We start from the raw sequence: 16,524 nt of genomic DNA, 5'->3' as shown, positions 1-16,524 counted from the left end.
GAACTCTCATACATTCTTCCTTATCTCTGAAACGGATTTTGATTGTTTCCACCATTTGCACTTCCACCAAATGGATTGGAGAATGGGTCGACACCTCCACTTTGTCCAAATACTTGTTCGTGTGGACTTTGGTTTCCAAATGGATCTTGTGGAGCATCATTTCCGCTGTTACTATTAGCAGGACCTAAGAATAATACGTTATCTGCATGGAATTCTGGCACCGGAATATTCTTCCCATCGTAGTTACGCTTACGCACAACAACTTTAGCCTCCACATAGACTTGTCTACCTTTAGTTAAAAACTTCGCACAGTCTTCTGCTCTTTTCTTCCAAACAGTAATTTGAATGTACTCCGTTTTCTTTTCATTACCTGCAAAATAATTTAATGCAAGGTCTAAATTAGCAACCGGAGTTCCCTCAGTAGTATGCCTTAATTCAACATCTTTTGTAAGATTTCCTATAAAACGACATTCATTTAACATAATAATTTTCCTCCCAAGTGTGTGTAATGTGATAGTTTACTAAATCCTTTTTAGGCAGCTGCAATCTGAACAATATCGTTAATGAAGAAAGATCCATTTTCTGTATGACTTGCAATAGCGATACTGTCACCATCTTGAAGGTCAAGAGATAGAATACGATTCATCACTTCACCTATCGCAAATATTTGAGCTACATCGTCATTACTTTGAATCCAAATCTCTAAATACTTACCCGTATTTCCTTCACGTTCGATAACACCTCTATACGTACACTCAATCATTCCTTCTGGAACTCTGTTTCGTGTCGTAGGATGATATTGGGTTTGTTTATTTGATTGGTTAGTATGACTCGTTTGTATTTGTTGTGATTGTGGACTTCCTTGTGTGTAAGAAGAAGCTTCGTTACTGTTGCTACCACTTAATTTCGGTGGAGTAAAGTAACCAGTTACATTCTGTTTTTTGTCCTTAATATACTGATCATTCTGATTCACTTTATTCGGGGTTATTTCTACCCATCTAGCAGTTTCAGAATAAAGGTATCTACCAATATTTAAAAGTACCGCAGCTCTCTTGAAAGCTGAACTGATACCCCCTTTAGTAGATTCGATATTAGTACGATCCGCACCATCCCATTTAGTAATTGAATGTGTATCAGATAACCAAATCCTAATACCTTGAACAATTCCTCCTCCTGGAAGTTCCTGTACAAGATTCTCCCATTTATCCCAACCAATAACGTCATCCAACCTATTCATAATGGCTCTTGATTGCACGTATGGTACGACTAGAGCTTTGGGACTTTGACTGCTATTACCTTGAAATATTTGTTGAGCACGCCATTCTAATTCATCATCTGTGAATGGTTTACCCAGCTGTTCAAAGATTTGTTGAGAATTGTTTGACATAAAAATTCCTCCCAAGTGTGTATACTTAATAAAATTTTTCCTTTAGAATGCAAAAATGCCCTATCAAGTAGACAGATTTCTTCCGAAAATCCATGCTACCCGATAGGGCTTAATACTTCTAAAGACCAGGCTCATAAGAGCAAATAAAAAACTTTATGCAACTATTCTATCAAATTTCCATTAATCCTTCAATACTCCAACCATATATAAGTATATCTAGTTAGTTGTAATACTCATAAGCTGACACAATCGATTTCATTATTCTTTCGTCGTTCCCCTCAGCTTTAATCTTACGGATAAAGTCTATATATAATAACGAGATAATCTCCTCTAAGGTGAGGTCAAATTCTTCGTTTACATTACAAAGATCATGAATTAATATTTCACCACGATATATTTGGTTAGACTTCATTCTTATGGTCAAATAAGCGTTTTTCTCTGCTTTTGATATTTTCCTTTCGACTTCTTCTTCATACTCTTCTAAACCCCAACTATTTGGTGTGAGTTGGTTAAATTGTTCAATCTTAATTTTTTCAACGAACTTTGGGCCATATATACTTTCTTTCAAGTTAATAAGTTTATGACTTATGGTTAGTAAATCTAAGCCCTGTTTCCGATTATTGACTGTGGTGACACCTTTCTTGATTTGTGAGAGAAATTGAATATACAACAAACTAATTAGTGACACCAGGTTTAAACTAGTTGGGCAGTCCTCGGTGATTTCAAATATGTCTTCAATTAGTACATTTCCCCTCAGATAATCATAATAAGGCAATTCGATTTCAACATATCTGTAATGAGGTTCCATTAACGCTGCCCAAAACCCTTTACTTTCTTCTTGTATTTTATTTTTCAAGAGTTCCAATTTGCTGTATTTCTGCATAATATCCTCCTTTCTCTATGTAGTGAAGGGCTGATGTGGTCAACATAAAAACAGTCTCTCTATACGATAGTCCCTTGCTCATAGCAAGACCATATTCCCCGCTAATATCCTCAAATTTGTATTCAGGTAGTTTTGTCGTCATGTGAAATGTAGATGTACCTGGATATTCTAGGTTCCAATCTATGATGTGAAGATTATTCAAAGCGTATAGCAGCAACAGAGTATTATATTTGGTTTGTTGAATCTCTATTTCAGGAAAATGATACTTAAACCGTTTTAATGAGGTTTTATATTTCATTTGTAGTTCCAAGGGAACAGGAAATTTACAATCATGTCCCTTGTCCTTTCGTGGTGATCTTTTCCTTTTTATTGGTGCTGTGACTGGTTGAAGTTTTGTTAATTTGTGTCCGGTCTTTTGTTCTTTCGTTTCATTGAAGATTGGATTCAAGTTATCGACCATATCCCCTTCCACTCCCCCGCTCAATTTTTTGCCTAATGTCAGAGTCACTTTTCCACTTTTCCACTTTTAATAGATTCATATGGGGGAGAGAGGACCTTTAGAACAAGCCATTGTATATTTCTTATAAAACTTGTCCATAATATTAGCAACCTAGCAAAATTAGGATACGAGGTGAATAAAATGAAAAAGAAAAGTAACGTAACGAAGAAAACAGCCGCTTCATTTTTAAAGGCCGCTACAGATGCGAAAAAAAAAACCGGAGCGAAATTAGTAAAAGTAAAAATCAAGTAATTATCGTTAAATAAAATTTATCTCTACACCAACCTTGAAAAACGAACGTACATTCGTATAGAATAGAGGTTAAATAACTTTATTCACTAGCGGGTGGTAAGAATGATAAAAAGCCGAAAAGATAAATGGCAACCAGCGTTTGCAACGCACGAACGTACGAGCATGTTGAGAAAACATATTAGTGAACTAGAACGCATTAGAAAACCAGAATTGATTGAGGATCGTTTAGAAGAGATGAATTATTTGATAGCTGAAGCAATGGAATACAATCAGTCTTTATCATTTACGTACTATGTTGAAGGTGAGTATAGGTCATTAATCGGCAATATCCACTACTATGATTCTAATAAGGGTTTACTTCACATTATCGATAACTTCCATGTACCAAATAAACTTGAATTAGCTGATATTGTGGATATGCATACCCTTTAATTTATCCAGGACTTTTATCGAGTACTGGGAGAATTTCCATGAATCTAAACAATAAAAAAGAACCCTTCGGTTCTTTTTTTATATTGAATATAAATCAGCTAAGACTTCGTCACTTTCAATAGAAAGCCCCTTCTCATAGAGAAACTTTAAATGATTCAGATTACTATGCATTTTATAAAGCAAACGATGGACATTATGAAACATCGCTTCCATCGTTTGGTTAGAATCCAGTATTACAGATTTAATAAGCGGGTTATTTATTCCTTTTTTTCTAGCTTGAAAATCTTTAGCTGCCGCTCTATGACTTCCATCGATAATAAAATGAAAAAACTCCGGACTAAAGTATCTGAACGCTTCATAAGTAATAAGTATAATCGGCTTTTTATTTGTAATAGCAACTGGCAAATAATCAAAATGTAGTTCATCATAATCGATATTTAACTGTGATATCTCTCTCATTTCAGTCTTGATTTTGTTCTTCTCCACAATTCTTATAGCTTCAGGTATGTACCAAGTAAGATTCATAAAACTATTATTGGGCAAGTGAATAATACGTTGATAACGTTGTTTATTATTCTTCAAATCTTCAAATTCCTTTTCTATCGAAAGATTCTTCAAAAAATCATCAGCAAGAAAATGAAATTTTTCTTCATATTGTTTTAATAAGATCTGGATTTTTGGGTGATTTTTCATTACGTCATTCATGTAATTAAAGTAGCTATCTAACTTAAATAATTGTTCAAACGTTGGTGTACGGTACAACTTCTTCATCCTCTCTTCTAGTATAAATACTCTCCATTCGTGTATTCGTATTTTTTGGTAGAAGGCTTTTTTGTTTTATCGATTTAAGGCTCAACGATAGGAGATGAATCAAAGTCTTCTTTTCGGTAATCACAACGATTACAGAAGGTGATCCAATTTGGAAATTCTTCATACATCGGCATCATATCACCACCACAATAACATTTGCTGTATCCTATATCCATATCTGTTTCTTACATATCTCTATAACTAAATACTTCCTGCAGCGATACTTTATACTCTACAAAAGGTATTTTAAAAATTCCATCAACTAAATTAAATTCTTCATCAACGACTTCATTATAAATTGCGAGAGATAATGGTAAATCCAATCCGGCAAAAGGATAAATAATGTCAATATGTCCAATTAATTCACCTATAGTTTGTCCGTTTCTTTCATGAATCTTACTTTACTGAAGTATATACTAGTAATCTAACCGTCAATAAGTTTAATGTTTTGTTCATATTCCAATGATTCTATTCGCTTTTTCGCTTCAGTAATCATAACAATTCAACCTTTCTTACAACTAATATAATATTACTTTTTTAAATTAATAGGTTTTTTGAATAAAAAACGTAAAGTTAGAACTAAGAGGAAGATCCACCACAAGATCTTAGCTCCGTTTAAGTATGGTGCCAATTGATTACTAATTTCGAATAATTTAGGCGTAAAAGATTGTCCGCTTTCAATAGGAACAACTTTATAAAATTCGAACGAAAATAGGAACGTTACAGCCTCTCCTAACATAGTTAATTGCTGTTTGTTAAAGACTGCAAAAATCGTTATTCCAAAAAATATAAGCAAAAAGAAGATGAATCCAATATCTAGAGTTTTCAAATTATATAATGGACGCTTTAGTATTTTCAAAAAAAATTCCCTCCAGGTATGTATGATTTGTAAGTAGCAATTTTGTTTATATATAATGCACTTACTCAAAACATTAAGTAAATTTTCAAGATACCCAGTAGTGCAAAAACCAAAGAAATCAATTTTGCAACCATTTTCTTCACTTTTATCAGGACCCATACAGCCCCTATTAGAATGAGGAGTAAAAACGGAGTACTTAAAGACTGAATCCAATCTATAATCGAAATAAAAAAACTCACAAGACGTTCCCCCTATTTATATACTTCCCTTAATATTCTATCGATGGTCGCTTTCTGTTCATCAAAAAGAATTTTGTATTTTTTCTTTAGAATCTCAAACTCTTCTTCCCCTTTTAGAGAGATACTGTAATTGTAAACAACCTGGCGTGTACCGCGAATTTCTTTTCGTTTTGTTAATAGCCCTAGTTCGTCCGACATTTCATGCAGCGCATTTAATAGGGTGGAAGGAGCGGGTTGCCAGTTACGGCTAATCGTCTTAAATTCCTGCTTGAATTCTTCGGCAATCATAGTTGGCCGTTTGTGGAGTAGATGTAAAATATAAAACTTGGTGAACTGTGATGCGGTCATATTTAATGCGAATTTTTTGGGATTTTTATGCTTTGTCTCTCTAGGTTCTTCAGACATAAAAAAAGCCTCCTTTTTGAAGATTCAATATATTACCATTATACCATGTATTCATAGTAGGTAGTAACTCAGAAAGGTTGAAAAAGAAGGAAAAAAACGCCGTTAGGGAGGTTTATTTTATTGAATTACGCTCATATCGTACCCGTTCGATTCTTCATCTACATAATTGGGTATTGACCATATTCCCCTCCTCTCATTTTTCGCAATTTCCTCTGATTCTTTATATAAATCGATATATTTATAATCGTCATAAACATAAGCAACTCTTGCTAATCCTTGTTCAACTAAGAGCTGATTAATATTTTGGCCATCATAGAAGACATGGATCAATTCACGCCCGTATTTATCGGTTGAGTCCTTATCTCTTTCAATGGTTATTTTTTTACCTTCGATTAGGTCTTTTAAATATTTGGTACTAACATCCCCTAGTAGTTCTTTCTTGGAAGTATTTTCAGGAGCGTTTATCCCAATCAACCTTCCCTTCACTTCCAAGGAACCACCTCTAAAAAATGAAATTGTATCTCCGTCAGTGACATATTTCACAACCACTTCTTCTGCATCTTCTGAAGTGTTACTTTCATCGGTAGTTGATAACAAACTTTCTGTAAGTTCTACCCCTGTTTCGACTGCTTCTAACGTATTAGAGATTTCCCCTTTAGAGCAGCCACACAAAATCAAGATAAATGGTACAGAAATAACTAGAAACTTTTTAAACATAAAAGGCTCCTTTACGCATATTGCAATTTATCGATTAAGTCCTGGTAAACAATTTCTTCAAATAGGCTTAAGATGCTATGGTCATATGCATTTTTGTTCTTCATTTCGTCCTTCATTATTTCAAGTGCTTGTTCTAACGTAAATGACTTTTGATTCTCTCTATATTCCCTTGTACTTGTTAAAGCACTAAATACATCAGCTACTTGTGCAATCTTTCCTTCAAGCGGGATATTTTCGTTATCAACCCCGAACGGATAACCATATCCATTCTGTCTTTCGTGATGGCGAAGACAAAACTTAACAACATCCTCTCCGAAACCTAATTCAGATAGAGTTAATACTCCATTTAGTACATGATCATGCAATTTTAAACGTTCCTTTTCTGAAAGAACCTCACTAGTTTTTAAAGGATGGTCTTCCATGCTAATTTTTCCGATATCGTGAAGAAGACCAGCAAGGTAATATCGTGATGCATCTAATCCTAATTTATCTGCTATCTTAGCTGCATAATAAGCGACTTCAATACTATGTTCTGCGGTTGCTAGATCACGAAGCGTCAAGCAATGAAATAAAGCAAATGCTTTTTCCCATTCTGATTCTCCTTGGAAGATTTCCTTCATTCGAATAAACTCGAATTTGGCTTGAAAAAAACTCATTTAAATACCCCTCTTTAATTTGTTTTATATTTACTTTAGTTTACTTGAAATGTGATTACTATAAGCAATAAAAAAGCACACAAAATCCCCCTCTTTGTAGGGTGAATCTTGCGTGCTCCGCCTTATCGATTCAATATTATAACTACAATATCCATGTTATTAAGAATGAGATTAAAAATCAATAACATATGTGAATGACTTTGTATTTTTATATTTACTTAGTTTTAGATGAATTAAAGTCAATAAAGTTAATTTTGTTATCTATAAATAGATTTGCGCCTTTTTCTAGATAAAACTTTTCAGCAGAAAGGCAAATACATTCACACAATTTATCTATACTTATTCGCACAGTTTTTGTTTTTGTTATTTTTAAGTTATAGTTGGTGGGGTTTTCCCAATATACACTAGTTGAATCTGCACCGCCTACTGATTATTGAAATTTGTATAAATAATGAAAATCACTATCTTCCTTTTCGTCCCATTCTGGTATATCCGAGTTTCCTTCATGTAAAAATGAACAACGCAAAGAATAACACATTTCACCTGTAAAAATTGGACTTTTCGCTTTTGAGTAATCATCTGTCCAACCAGTAGGATCTGCGTAATAATGATTAACCCAATCATTAAACCAAGTTGCATATTGCTGTCCTATATTTCGTCTACCGTCACGCCTTTTTAAATTCGGATATTCAATCTGTCCGCAAATATCAGGTAAAGTTAACGATAATGCAAGAGCTGCTTGATAGTTCTGATTATAAAGAGCAAGTCTAATATCCTTTATTTTTTCTAACATAGTAACTCTCCAATCAAACTTTATTTAAAATAATCGAACTTGGTTATAAATGTTCAATCCATTTTATTAACCTACATATATGCTAGATTCTACCATAATTCTCAACCTATCTTCTTGGCAAATAAAAAAGTAGAGTAATTAAGATGAATATTCTACCAACATTTAATTATTAAATATAAAGTTCTCAAAGACAGGTATTCGAAAATGTCCTTTTGAAGTAATGTTACGATATTTGATCTTACATTGAACTACTGGCTCAATATATATAAAATTTTTGTCTTCCTCTGTTATAATCTGTTTAGAAATCTGATAAAATGCCTTTCTCTCATCAGGAGACACACCAAACTCCATAACACCAGCTGGTCTAATTCTCCCGTTCTCCTTACGACCTAATAGCCAACCGAATTTCCCCTTACGCAAGCCAAGTATATATACCTGAGAGGTCAAATATGCAATTTTCTTCTGCCAAGCTTCATGACGCTTATTATAATAGCGGGATTCAGGGTTCTTTAAGACAATCCCCTCTAATGAATGCTCTTTTGCTAAATTAAATAACTCTTGGCCATTACCGATACTCCACTTTATCTTACAAGCTGATTCCTGGTCTCCTAGGGCTAAATCGAGTAATCTTTTTCGTTCCAATAAAGGTAAGTGCATGACTGATTCACCTTTCCAATAAAGGATATCAAAAAATACAGCCATACAAGGTGTTTCTTTGCTTAGTATAGCTACCTTTCTATCATCCTTTACATTAATCCTGCTCATTACCTTTTCAAAGTCCGGTTTACCTTGATTGTAAGAGTCAGAGTATATTAATTCTCCATCTAAGATGGTCCCTTTATCAATTCCTAGAGAGTGCAATTCAGGAAAAGAGGTAGTTATAACGTTATTATGGCGTGTATAGATCACAGGCTCCTTCTCTGAAGACATAGTGCTATATAAAATCCTTACCCCGTCCATCTTTAATTCCTGGATTACTGATAAGGATAAATCTAATTTATCTGGAGCTACTTCAAGTAGCATTGGTTCTATAAGGGGTACCGTCAGGAAAATGCGGATTTACAACGCTAAGCACATTTTCGAGACGATTCCCCCATTTTTAACAACGTTAAGAAAATTTCAATGGTCTTAAAGAATCTACCGAGACCATTTTCTCGGAATTAAAATGGTACTCTCCTAGCAAATTAATATGTTCCCAACCTAGAGGTGATATATGGTGCAATAATTCTTCATTAAAACTACCACCCTGTTTTTGATATTCAACTGCTTTTGTTAGATGTAAGGTATTCCAGATACTGATGGCATTAATGATTATGTTTAAGGCACTGGCCCTTTGCAATTGATGCTGTATGGTTCGTTCTCTAAGCTCACCTTGTTTTCCAAAGAAAATAGCCCTTGCCAATCCATTCATGGCTTCTCCTTTATTCAATCCTCTTTGTATTTTTCTTCTTAATGATTCATCCGATATATAATTCAAAATAAAGATCGTTTTTTCTATTCGGCCCATCTCACGTAAGGCGGTAGCTAAGCTGTTTTGTCTTGAATAGGAACCTAGTTTCCCCATAATAAGGGAGGCTGAAACTGTTCCCTCCCTTATAGAATGAGCTAATCGCAAAACATCCTCATAATTTTCTTTAATGACCTTTGTATTTATTTGTCCACGTAAAATGGCTTCTAATTTTGGATACTCACTTGCTTTATCTATTGTAAATAATTTCGAGTCTGATAAATCTCTTATTCTAGGAGCAAATTTAAATCCTAATAAATGAGTCAGTCCGAATATTTGGTCTGTGTAACCAGCCTTAATTGTACTAGTATTAGAAGTAGTTATTAACGTATCTTGCGATAGTAACTACTTCTTTTATATTTCATTAAAGAATTATTATTTGTACTATTAAATTTATGAATATATAGTATCTTACGAATTAGGGGGTGGAATGTTGAAAGTACAAGAAGTTCTCATTCAAGAGAAGAAAAGATATCTGTTAATTGATAAGAGAGGCTATCCGGTCATACCGGTTGCAAAGTATATAAAGTATTTAGATAACATTGGAAAAGCTGAAAATACACTAAAGTCATACTGTTACCATCTAAAGCTTTATTTTCAATTCCTAGAGGAAAGTCGGTTAAGATATCAAGAAGTGAACCTTGATATCTTGGCTCAATTCATCGGTTGGCTGAGAATTCCCGATCAATCTATAAAAGTCATTTACTTTGAAGAAACCTTAGCTAAACGATCAGAAAGAACAGTCAATACCATCATAACTTGTGTCATAGGATTCTATGACTATTTGACTCGTAATGAGGATTACGTGGGAAATGTAAATAATCAATTAAAAAAGCAGGCCCCAGGGCGTTTTAGGACGTTTAAACCCTTCCTCCATCACATTACAAAAGGGAATTCTTATGATAAAAACATTTTAAAAGTTAAGGAGCCAAAGCGTACAGTTAAAACGTTAAATAAAAACCAATTACAAGTAATTCATAATGCTTGCAGCAATATACGGGATGAATTATTGTTCCGTATTTTATATGAAGGTGGATTACGTATTGGAGAGGCCCTTTCTCTGTGGGTAGAGGATTTTGATATTGGTAAAAATACTATTTCGGTTAGGAGATCCAAAACATCCGATGGAGAAAAACGAAAAGTCTATGTATCTATTGAGACTATGAATCTCTTTCAAGATTATCTAATAGACTTTCATTCTTACGAAATTGATAGCAATTATGTGTTTATCACCTTAACTGGACCAAATCGTGGTAAACCAATGACTGATGGTTCTGTACGTTCTTTAATTAAACGGATGAAGAAAAAAACAGGAATAGATTTTACCCCTCATATGCTTCGGCATACATATGCCACAGAGTTACATGAAGCAGGAGTAGATATTGCCATCATACAGAGATTATTAGGGCATGCACACGTTCAAACAACGATACAGACTTATATCCATGCATCCGATGAAACCATACGTGGAAGCTGGGAACAAGCTCAATCAAACAAAAAAATAGGAAGAAGAGATAAATAATGACACAGAGTACATTGAAAATAAAACCCCTTCCCCACCATCTGGAACAGATAAATGAACCATTACATGGATATTGGGCAAATGATGTATGGAATGTACAAGAATGTCCCATCCTGGATAAACATTATGATTGGAATAGAAAATTGATTTTTGATAAGGTACACAATCTTAGATTGAAAAATGAATTAAAATACTATTTTTATAAGGGATTAAAGGAGACAAGGATTTCGATTACCTATGCTTTCATGCATTATTCTCCATGTCTTAAAATTTTTACAGAATTCATCTCTCGATACTATGCCAATTTAGATTCTATTATTGATATACAGAAGGAAAAGTTTCTAACAGAATATCGAACATTTCTTGTAGAGAATGGAAAATCAGTTGAAATTGTACACCGGAAAAAGTCATCACCATGGTTGTCACCAACAGTTCAACCATCTTTGTATATTAGACTCTTTCTTCAAGTTTATGAATTTTATTATCAGCTTTATGATGAACGTGATGAAACAGACAAGGATTGTTGGGATGTACGAAAATTGAATATTAATTATAACAATACAATTAGTAGATATTCATTAGACTTTTCGAAGGTTCCACAACCTTATAGACAATTATTTAAAAAATATATAAAGACTCGCCTAGTTGTTCAGCAATCCATTAGCTTTTCTACAGCAATATGTTATTTAAATAGACTTTCGTTTTTCTTCACCTTTTTGAAGGGTAAACATCCTGAGTGGAAAGAATTAAACCAGCTATCCAGAATGGATATTGAGGAGTACATTGAATACTTGCGACATTCCACTATTAAAAAGGGAAAATATTTAATTAATCCAGATCACAATTATGTAAATCGTTTTTTAATAGACCTTAAAACGTTTATCTCATACATACAGAAATTCGAATGGGAAGAAGCTCCGACAAAGTCAGTAATTTCACTATTGTCAATTGAAGATATCCCTAAAAAGAAAAGAGCAAAAGCTGATGAAATTAAATATATCCCGGATGAAGTATGGGAACAGTTAATTTACCATATTAACCAACTTTCCTCAGATCATATACCTATAATTCTTCTAATGGAAGCTACAGGTTTTCGAATAAGTGACGTTTTATCACTTAAAATTGACTGCTTAGTAAATCAAGAAGATGGCTGGTGGATTATCGGAGATCAAAGAAAAGTAAGTTATAAAAATCATAAAGTTCCTATTTCAGAGGAAATTGCAAATGTGGTCCTAGCGCAGCAAGAACTTACAAAAAAGAGATCAACTTTGGACACGAACCCTAAGAAATATTTGTTTCCAACACTTAAAGGGAAAAGGATGGGTAATCCCATATCGCAAGATTCCATTAAGTTGAACCTTAATAAACTAGCTAACAGATGTAATATTAAGGACAAAGATGGAGAAATTTATTGGTTTAAAAATCATGCGTTCCGACACCGTTACGGTGTTAATTTGATTAATAACGGAATGAATATTCTTCATGTTCAAAAACTGATGGCTCATGCCAGTCCTGAAATGACGTTAGTCTATGCCCAAATTCATGATCAAACACTCCGTGATGAATGGGAAAAGGCTCGCGATATTGGCGCAGTAAGACTAGATACACATGGAGAAGTTATTGTCGCTAATTTAGCTCAACAGGCTGAAGAAAACGGAGTTGAACTGGAATGGATACGTCATAACATGGACTCCATTCGTTTAGATCATGGGTTTTGTGTAAAAAGCCCTAAACTTCATTGTGATTTTCTTGAACAGACATTAGAACCACCCTGTATTAAAAACAACTGCCGAAGTTTTCACGTTGACAAGACGTTTCTCGACTATTACCAAGAACAGATATCTAAAATGGAAGCTGATATTGGAGTATACAAAAAATCCGGAAGGTTACGTTCCGTTGAGTTAATTGAGCCCAAATTAAAAAGATATAAAGAATTAGCAAATGGTTTACTACATACTGGTGGTATCTTTGGTTTAGATAAAACCAGGCGTGAGTATGTTGGAGATGAACGTGAGAAGGTGATGCAAAATGTCTAATGAAAACCCAAATACCGAAGGTATTATAAAACATGCAAAGTTAAAAACGGAAAAGACCATTCAAAAAGTTGAAGAAGCGATCAAAAAGATGATAAAAAAACAAATAAAAATCAATTTTAACTCTGTTTCTGCAGAATCAGGGGTTTCAAAAGCATTTCTATACAGAAATACAGAACTCCGAGAACGAATCGAAACACTTCGCAATCAACAAGAAGGTCTCCCTTCAATAAAACAAGCTAAAAGAAATATGAGTGACGCATCTAAAGATGTAATTATTTCTTCCTTACGGAAGAGAATCAAAGATTTAGAGAAGGAAAATAAAGAAATTAAAGAACAAATGAAAATTAAATTTGGGAAGATTTATGAGGGAATTTAAGATCTACGATTTTCCCTCCCTGTTTGATTTTCTGTGTAATATGACAATGCCGTTAAAAGATAAGTTGTATTCAGCAATCGGGCCATTTTCTGGAACAATAGCTTTAAAGAAAATTGAATATAATGATAAAATTTAAGAGAGGTTGTGAAGCGTTGTACTTAAATTAACGGGCAAATTTAGGAAGGAGTCGTTTAAGATAAATAAAATTAAAACAATAGTTATCTGTACATCTATCGTACTAATAATTTTGTTTGGTATTACCTTTTTTGAATACATATTTTTAAGGTTACTCGGATTACAATATAATTCAATCAGTGCTTTAGTATTTTTCTTTGTTATGTATGTATTCCTTGAAATACCTCTCTCACTCATTACAAATGCGATACCAAAAGCTTTGAGATCTGTTGGTATTATTCAATCAAGCAACGGCTGGTTGTCATTTATTTTGAATACAGGTCTCACTTTTGTGTTAATGGAGTTACTCGATACATTTATGGTGAATATTGAGATTGCTTCGCAAGGTTCACTCATATTTGCATTGATTTCTGGATTTTTTAATTGGACATTAAGAGAAAATGATAAAGAACCACCAGATATTGATAGCAAAGACTTCAAGGAAATAGAGAATAAATTTGGCTCTCAAAAGTAAAGGAAGCGTTAGTAATAACTAAAGATTAATTTTGAAGCTTTATTATTTTTTAAAATCTTCCACAATCGAGCGCGATTGTGAAAGATAATGGCTAACGACTTTAAATCGTTAGTCATTTTTAAATCTTTCGTTAAGTACATGTCTACAATGAAAGAACACATAATAATTTTAATTTTTTTACAAAAAGGTATTGATAACCGGCCGTGTCTGTATAATGCTCTTCTATATTTAGATCCGTCTCATGGTGCAACAATCCATCCAAAACATGAATAGCATCCCTTGAATTTGTATGTATAATCTTTGTGTAATAAGAAGAGAATTGATCACTAGTAAAACGGTAGATAGTGGCTCCTTTTCCAGTCCCGTAATGTGGGTTTGCATCTGCATGCAGTGATGAAACACCTAGTTGCATTCTCATACCATCTGACGAGGATGTTGTACCGTCGCCCCAATAGGAGGACAACTGTAATTTATGATGGAAATTTACTAAAATGGCTTGGGCTTTATTCATTGCATCTTCATACATGCGCCATTGAGATACATTGGCTAGTTGCTTATATGTAAGTCCGGGTGTGGCTTCGGCCATCTTGCTCAAGCCAATATTCATTCCCATTCCTAAAAGGGCAGCCATGATAATGATTGTTTCTTCTTTATCTGGTTTTCGATTATTGGAAGCATGGGTGAATTGCTCATGAAATCCTGTTATATGAGCAACATCCATGAGTAAATCGGTTAATTTTATTCTTGGTAGCATCTGATAAAGGCCTGCACTAAACTTTTTTGCTTCTTCTGGAACATCTTTTTCTAAGCGTGCAAGTGACAGTTTTCCTTTTTCAAGAGAAACTCCATCCAACTTGTTGGAATTGGCAGCTAACCATTTTAACCTTTCATTAAGGCTGCTGGTTCTCTCCGTTATATAATCTTCGAATGATAAACTAACTGATAATCTCGTATTCCCCTTCGATTGATTCCATGTATCTTCCGAAAACAAATATTCCTCAAAATCCCTATATTGTCTGCTGCCAACAATGGAAACATCTCCTGCCCGAACATGCTCCCGAAGTTCTGTTAAAACAGCCATTTCATAGTAATGACGATTAATTGTTGTACCATCATCCTCGTATAAATGCTTTTTCCATCGTTTTGAAATAAAATCCACGGGTGAGTCATCAGGTACTTTTCGCTTTCCGGATTCGTTCATTCCTCGGATAATCTCAACAGCCTGTAAAAGTGGCTCATTTGCCTTTGTAGAATGAAATCCCAATACTCTTAATAGCGTTGGCGTATATTTTCTTAGTGAATAAAACCGTTTTTGTAGTAAGTCCAAATAATCATAGTCGGCAGGACGTGCAAGCTCCTGAGCCTCTTCTACTGAAGAGACAAAGGTATTCCATTCAATAACTGATTCTAAAACCTTAAAAACGTCTAATTTTTCCTCTCTTGCTTTAATTAATGCTTGTCCGATGTTCGTAAAGTGTATAACTTTCTCATTTAGCTTTTTACCGTTTTGTTTCTGGATTTCCTCTTGAGCCTTACGGCCTTTTGATAACAAACTAAGTATTTGCCTATCATGAATTTCAAACGCTTTATCTGTTAGCTCCTGAGTAAGTTGTAATAAATAGACGGCTAATATCGAATAACGTTTATTTTCTTGAAAGTCACGGAATGCATACGGCTCGTATCTTGAACCTAAGCGAGAAAGCTGTAATAGACGATTACGATTCAAATGGCTAATTTGTACCGTTTCTAATTCCATTCCTCTTATGTATTCAAGTCGTTCTATTACTCTTAGAAATGTTTCGGGTGAAGGATGACCCGGTGGTTCCTTTAACCAACCCAATATCGTTTTATTGGATTCGGATGGATGCTGCGAAGTAATGATCTCTTTAAGCTTTTCTTTTTGCTCATTTGTAAGAGATTTACTAACCGTATTAAATAGCTTCTTTTCAGCCATTGCCCTTGCTTCCCACACCATTCTTTCAAGTGTAGTGATAGCAGGCAGTATGATTTTGTTTTTTCTTAGAAAATCTATACATTCATGCAGTAGATGAATGGCATCACCATTTTCCAAAGCTAATTGATGAAGATGCTTAAATGTCATTCGATATTCACTCAGGGTAAAAGTTACAAAGTCGTATTCACTTCGAATTTCTTTCAAATGATCCCAGAGTGTATTTTCCCTTTGAGGATAATGACTAAGCGAGGATGGACTAGCGCCGATCTGTTTCGATATATATTGTATGACCGAGTCTGGGATGCTTTTGATATGAGTGTATGGCCAACTGGGATACCGAAGAACAGCTAATTGAACGGCAAACCCTAAACGGTTTTCTTCCCTCCTTCGCTTATTAACTATTTCTAAATCACGTTTGGAAAAAGTGAAGTAGGTCCCTAATATCCATTCATCTTCAGGGATTTGCATAAAAGCCTGTCTCTGTTCCGGTGTAAGCAATTCTCTACCTCTCGCAATTTTCATTCAGTATCATCCCATTTCTGTATTTA

General features: G+C 34.2%; 19 protein-coding genes and 2 pseudogenes. 5 read left to right on the top strand and 16 right to left on the bottom strand.

What is annotated here, in order from left to right:
- Positions 1 to 20: 20 nt before the first annotated feature.
- From FA727_RS19730 to FA727_RS19715, 4 genes are all read right to left on the bottom strand, one after another.
- Positions 21 to 482 (bottom strand): single-stranded DNA-binding protein, encoded by a 462-nt coding sequence (locus FA727_RS19730; RefSeq protein WP_136833203.1) that lies wholly within the window; start codon positions 480 to 482, stop codon positions 21 to 23.
- Positions 483 to 532: 50 nt separating this feature from the next.
- The gene (locus FA727_RS19725; protein ID WP_136833202.1) at positions 533 to 1,387 is read right to left on the bottom strand and encodes a Rad52/Rad22 family DNA repair protein; all 855 of its coding nucleotides are present in this window, start codon (positions 1,385 to 1,387) and stop codon (positions 533 to 535) included.
- A gap of 220 nt (positions 1,388 to 1,607) precedes the next feature.
- Entirely contained in the window at positions 1,608 to 2,270 is a 663-nt protein-coding gene (locus FA727_RS19720) for a hypothetical protein (RefSeq protein ID WP_136833201.1), read from the bottom strand.
- A complete protein-coding gene (locus tag FA727_RS19715) occupies positions 2,233 to 2,742 on the bottom strand; it encodes a hypothetical protein (protein WP_136833199.1) in 510 nt (169 codons plus the stop codon). The genes FA727_RS19720 and FA727_RS19715 overlap by 38 nt, the downstream gene beginning before the upstream one ends.
- 381 nt (positions 2,743 to 3,123) lie before the next feature.
- Between FA727_RS19715 and FA727_RS19710 the strand changes: the two genes are divergently transcribed.
- Positions 3,124 to 3,453, top strand: coding sequence for a YolD-like family protein (locus tag FA727_RS19710; RefSeq protein WP_126410189.1), 330 nt, complete (start codon positions 3,124 to 3,126; stop codon positions 3,451 to 3,453).
- A gap of 78 nt (positions 3,454 to 3,531) precedes the next feature.
- Here FA727_RS19710 and FA727_RS19705 read toward each other — a convergent pair whose 3' ends face one another.
- From FA727_RS19705 to FA727_RS19670, 11 genes and pseudogenes are all read right to left on the bottom strand, one after another.
- Positions 3,532 to 4,224, bottom strand: a complete 693-nt coding sequence (locus tag FA727_RS19705; RefSeq protein ID WP_158318924.1) for a hypothetical protein — start codon at positions 4,222 to 4,224, stop codon at positions 3,532 to 3,534.
- 74 nt (positions 4,225 to 4,298) lie between these two features.
- Positions 4,299 to 4,439, bottom strand: a complete 141-nt coding sequence (locus FA727_RS24485; protein ID WP_170209294.1) for a hypothetical protein — start codon at positions 4,437 to 4,439, stop codon at positions 4,299 to 4,301.
- Positions 4,440 to 4,448: 9 nt separating this feature from the next.
- Complete coding sequence (locus tag FA727_RS24160; protein WP_158318923.1) at positions 4,449 to 4,586, bottom strand: hypothetical protein; 138 nt, start codon at positions 4,584 to 4,586, stop codon at positions 4,449 to 4,451.
- A gap of 206 nt (positions 4,587 to 4,792) precedes the next feature.
- Entirely contained in the window at positions 4,793 to 5,122 is a 330-nt protein-coding gene (locus FA727_RS19700) for a hypothetical protein (protein ID WP_136833198.1), read from the bottom strand.
- A gap of 65 nt (positions 5,123 to 5,187) precedes the next feature.
- Positions 5,188 to 5,361, bottom strand: coding sequence for a hypothetical protein (locus FA727_RS24155; protein WP_158318922.1), 174 nt, complete (start codon positions 5,359 to 5,361; stop codon positions 5,188 to 5,190).
- A gap of 12 nt (positions 5,362 to 5,373) precedes the next feature.
- Positions 5,374 to 5,766, bottom strand: a complete 393-nt coding sequence (locus FA727_RS19695) for a PadR family transcriptional regulator (protein WP_126410191.1) — start codon at positions 5,764 to 5,766, stop codon at positions 5,374 to 5,376.
- A gap of 117 nt (positions 5,767 to 5,883) precedes the next feature.
- Positions 5,884 to 6,483: a thermonuclease family protein gene (locus FA727_RS19690; protein ID WP_136833197.1), complete on the bottom strand. Its 600-nt coding sequence runs from the start codon at positions 6,481 to 6,483 to the stop codon at positions 5,884 to 5,886.
- A gap of 11 nt (positions 6,484 to 6,494) precedes the next feature.
- A complete protein-coding gene (locus tag FA727_RS19685; protein ID WP_126410193.1) occupies positions 6,495 to 7,139 on the bottom strand; it encodes an HD-GYP domain-containing protein in 645 nt (214 codons plus the stop codon).
- 430 nt (positions 7,140 to 7,569) lie between these two features.
- Positions 7,570 to 7,932, bottom strand: a complete 363-nt coding sequence (locus FA727_RS24830; RefSeq protein WP_246010437.1) for a hypothetical protein — start codon at positions 7,930 to 7,932, stop codon at positions 7,570 to 7,572.
- Positions 7,933 to 8,094: 162 nt separating this feature from the next.
- The gene (locus FA727_RS19675) at positions 8,095 to 8,955 is read right to left on the bottom strand and encodes an ATP-dependent DNA ligase (RefSeq protein WP_126410194.1); all 861 of its coding nucleotides are present in this window, start codon (positions 8,953 to 8,955) and stop codon (positions 8,095 to 8,097) included.
- Between the two features lie 85 nt (positions 8,956 to 9,040).
- Positions 9,041 to 9,784: pseudogene (locus FA727_RS19670) on the bottom strand (Tn3 family transposase); the annotation flags it as partial.
- Between the two features lie 85 nt (positions 9,785 to 9,869).
- Between FA727_RS19670 and FA727_RS19665 the strand changes: the two are divergent.
- From FA727_RS19665 to FA727_RS19650, 4 genes are all read left to right on the top strand, one after another.
- Positions 9,870 to 10,961: a phage lytic cycle repressor MrpR family protein gene (locus FA727_RS19665; RefSeq protein ID WP_126411071.1), complete on the top strand. Its 1,092-nt coding sequence runs from the start codon at positions 9,870 to 9,872 to the stop codon at positions 10,959 to 10,961.
- A gap of 173 nt (positions 10,962 to 11,134) precedes the next feature.
- Positions 11,135 to 12,997: a tyrosine-type recombinase/integrase gene (locus tag FA727_RS19660; RefSeq protein ID WP_246010485.1), complete on the top strand. Its 1,863-nt coding sequence runs from the start codon at positions 11,135 to 11,137 to the stop codon at positions 12,995 to 12,997.
- Positions 12,990 to 13,373 carry a DUF6262 family protein gene (locus tag FA727_RS19655; RefSeq protein WP_061794293.1) on the top strand — a complete coding sequence of 128 codons (384 nt, stop codon included), beginning with the start codon at positions 12,990 to 12,992 and terminating at the stop codon, positions 13,371 to 13,373. The genes FA727_RS19660 and FA727_RS19655 overlap by 8 nt, the downstream gene beginning before the upstream one ends.
- 196 nt (positions 13,374 to 13,569) lie before the next feature.
- The gene (locus FA727_RS19650; RefSeq protein ID WP_061794294.1) at positions 13,570 to 14,022 is read left to right on the top strand and encodes a YrvL family regulatory protein; all 453 of its coding nucleotides are present in this window, start codon (positions 13,570 to 13,572) and stop codon (positions 14,020 to 14,022) included.
- Positions 14,023 to 14,215: 193 nt separating this feature from the next.
- Here the strand turns inward: FA727_RS19650 and FA727_RS19645 are convergent.
- A pseudogene (locus FA727_RS19645) lies at positions 14,216 to 16,498 on the bottom strand (Tn3 family transposase); the annotation flags it as partial.
- Positions 16,499 to 16,524: the final 26 nt, after the last annotated feature.

Origin of the sequence: Robertmurraya kyonggiensis, from assembly GCF_005116465.1 — a bacterium.
GTDB classification, from domain to species: Bacteria; Bacillota; Bacilli; order Bacillales; family Cytobacillaceae; genus Robertmurraya; species Robertmurraya kyonggiensis.
This window is presented reverse-complemented; position numbering and strand designations above follow the sequence as displayed.

Bases quoted from the DNA above. Each gene is read 5' to 3' on its own strand.
- FA727_RS19705 (WP_158318924.1), bottom strand. From the start codon at position 4,224: ATGAAGAAGTTGTACCGTACACCAACGTTTGAACAATTATTTAAGTTA.
- FA727_RS19690 (WP_136833197.1), bottom strand. From the start codon at position 6,483: ATGTTTAAAAAGTTTCTAGTTATTTCTGTACCATTTATCTTGATTTTG.
- FA727_RS24485 (WP_170209294.1), bottom strand. From the start codon at position 4,439: ATGGATATAGGATACAGCAAATGTTATTGTGGTGGTGATATGATGCCG.
- FA727_RS19710 (WP_126410189.1), top strand. From the start codon at position 3,124: ATGATAAAAAGCCGAAAAGATAAATGGCAACCAGCGTTTGCAACGCAC.
- FA727_RS24830 (WP_246010437.1), bottom strand. From the start codon at position 7,932: ATGTTAGAAAAAATAAAGGATATTAGACTTGCTCTTTATAATCAGAAC.
- FA727_RS19730 (WP_136833203.1), bottom strand. From the start codon at position 482: ATGTTAAATGAATGTCGTTTTATAGGAAATCTTACAAAAGATGTTGAA.
- FA727_RS19675 (WP_126410194.1), bottom strand. From the start codon at position 8,955: ATGCTACTTGAAGTAGCTCCAGATAAATTAGATTTATCCTTATCAGTA.
- FA727_RS19695 (WP_126410191.1), bottom strand. From the start codon at position 5,766: ATGTCTGAAGAACCTAGAGAGACAAAGCATAAAAATCCCAAAAAATTC.
- FA727_RS19725 (WP_136833202.1), bottom strand. From the start codon at position 1,387: ATGTCAAACAATTCTCAACAAATCTTTGAACAGCTGGGTAAACCATTC.
- FA727_RS19720 (WP_136833201.1), bottom strand. From the start codon at position 2,270: ATGCAGAAATACAGCAAATTGGAACTCTTGAAAAATAAAATACAAGAA.
- FA727_RS19655 (WP_061794293.1), top strand. From the start codon at position 12,990: ATGTCTAATGAAAACCCAAATACCGAAGGTATTATAAAACATGCAAAG.
- FA727_RS19665 (WP_126411071.1), top strand. From the start codon at position 9,870: ATGTTGAAAGTACAAGAAGTTCTCATTCAAGAGAAGAAAAGATATCTG.
- FA727_RS19685 (WP_126410193.1), bottom strand. From the start codon at position 7,139: ATGAGTTTTTTTCAAGCCAAATTCGAGTTTATTCGAATGAAGGAAATC.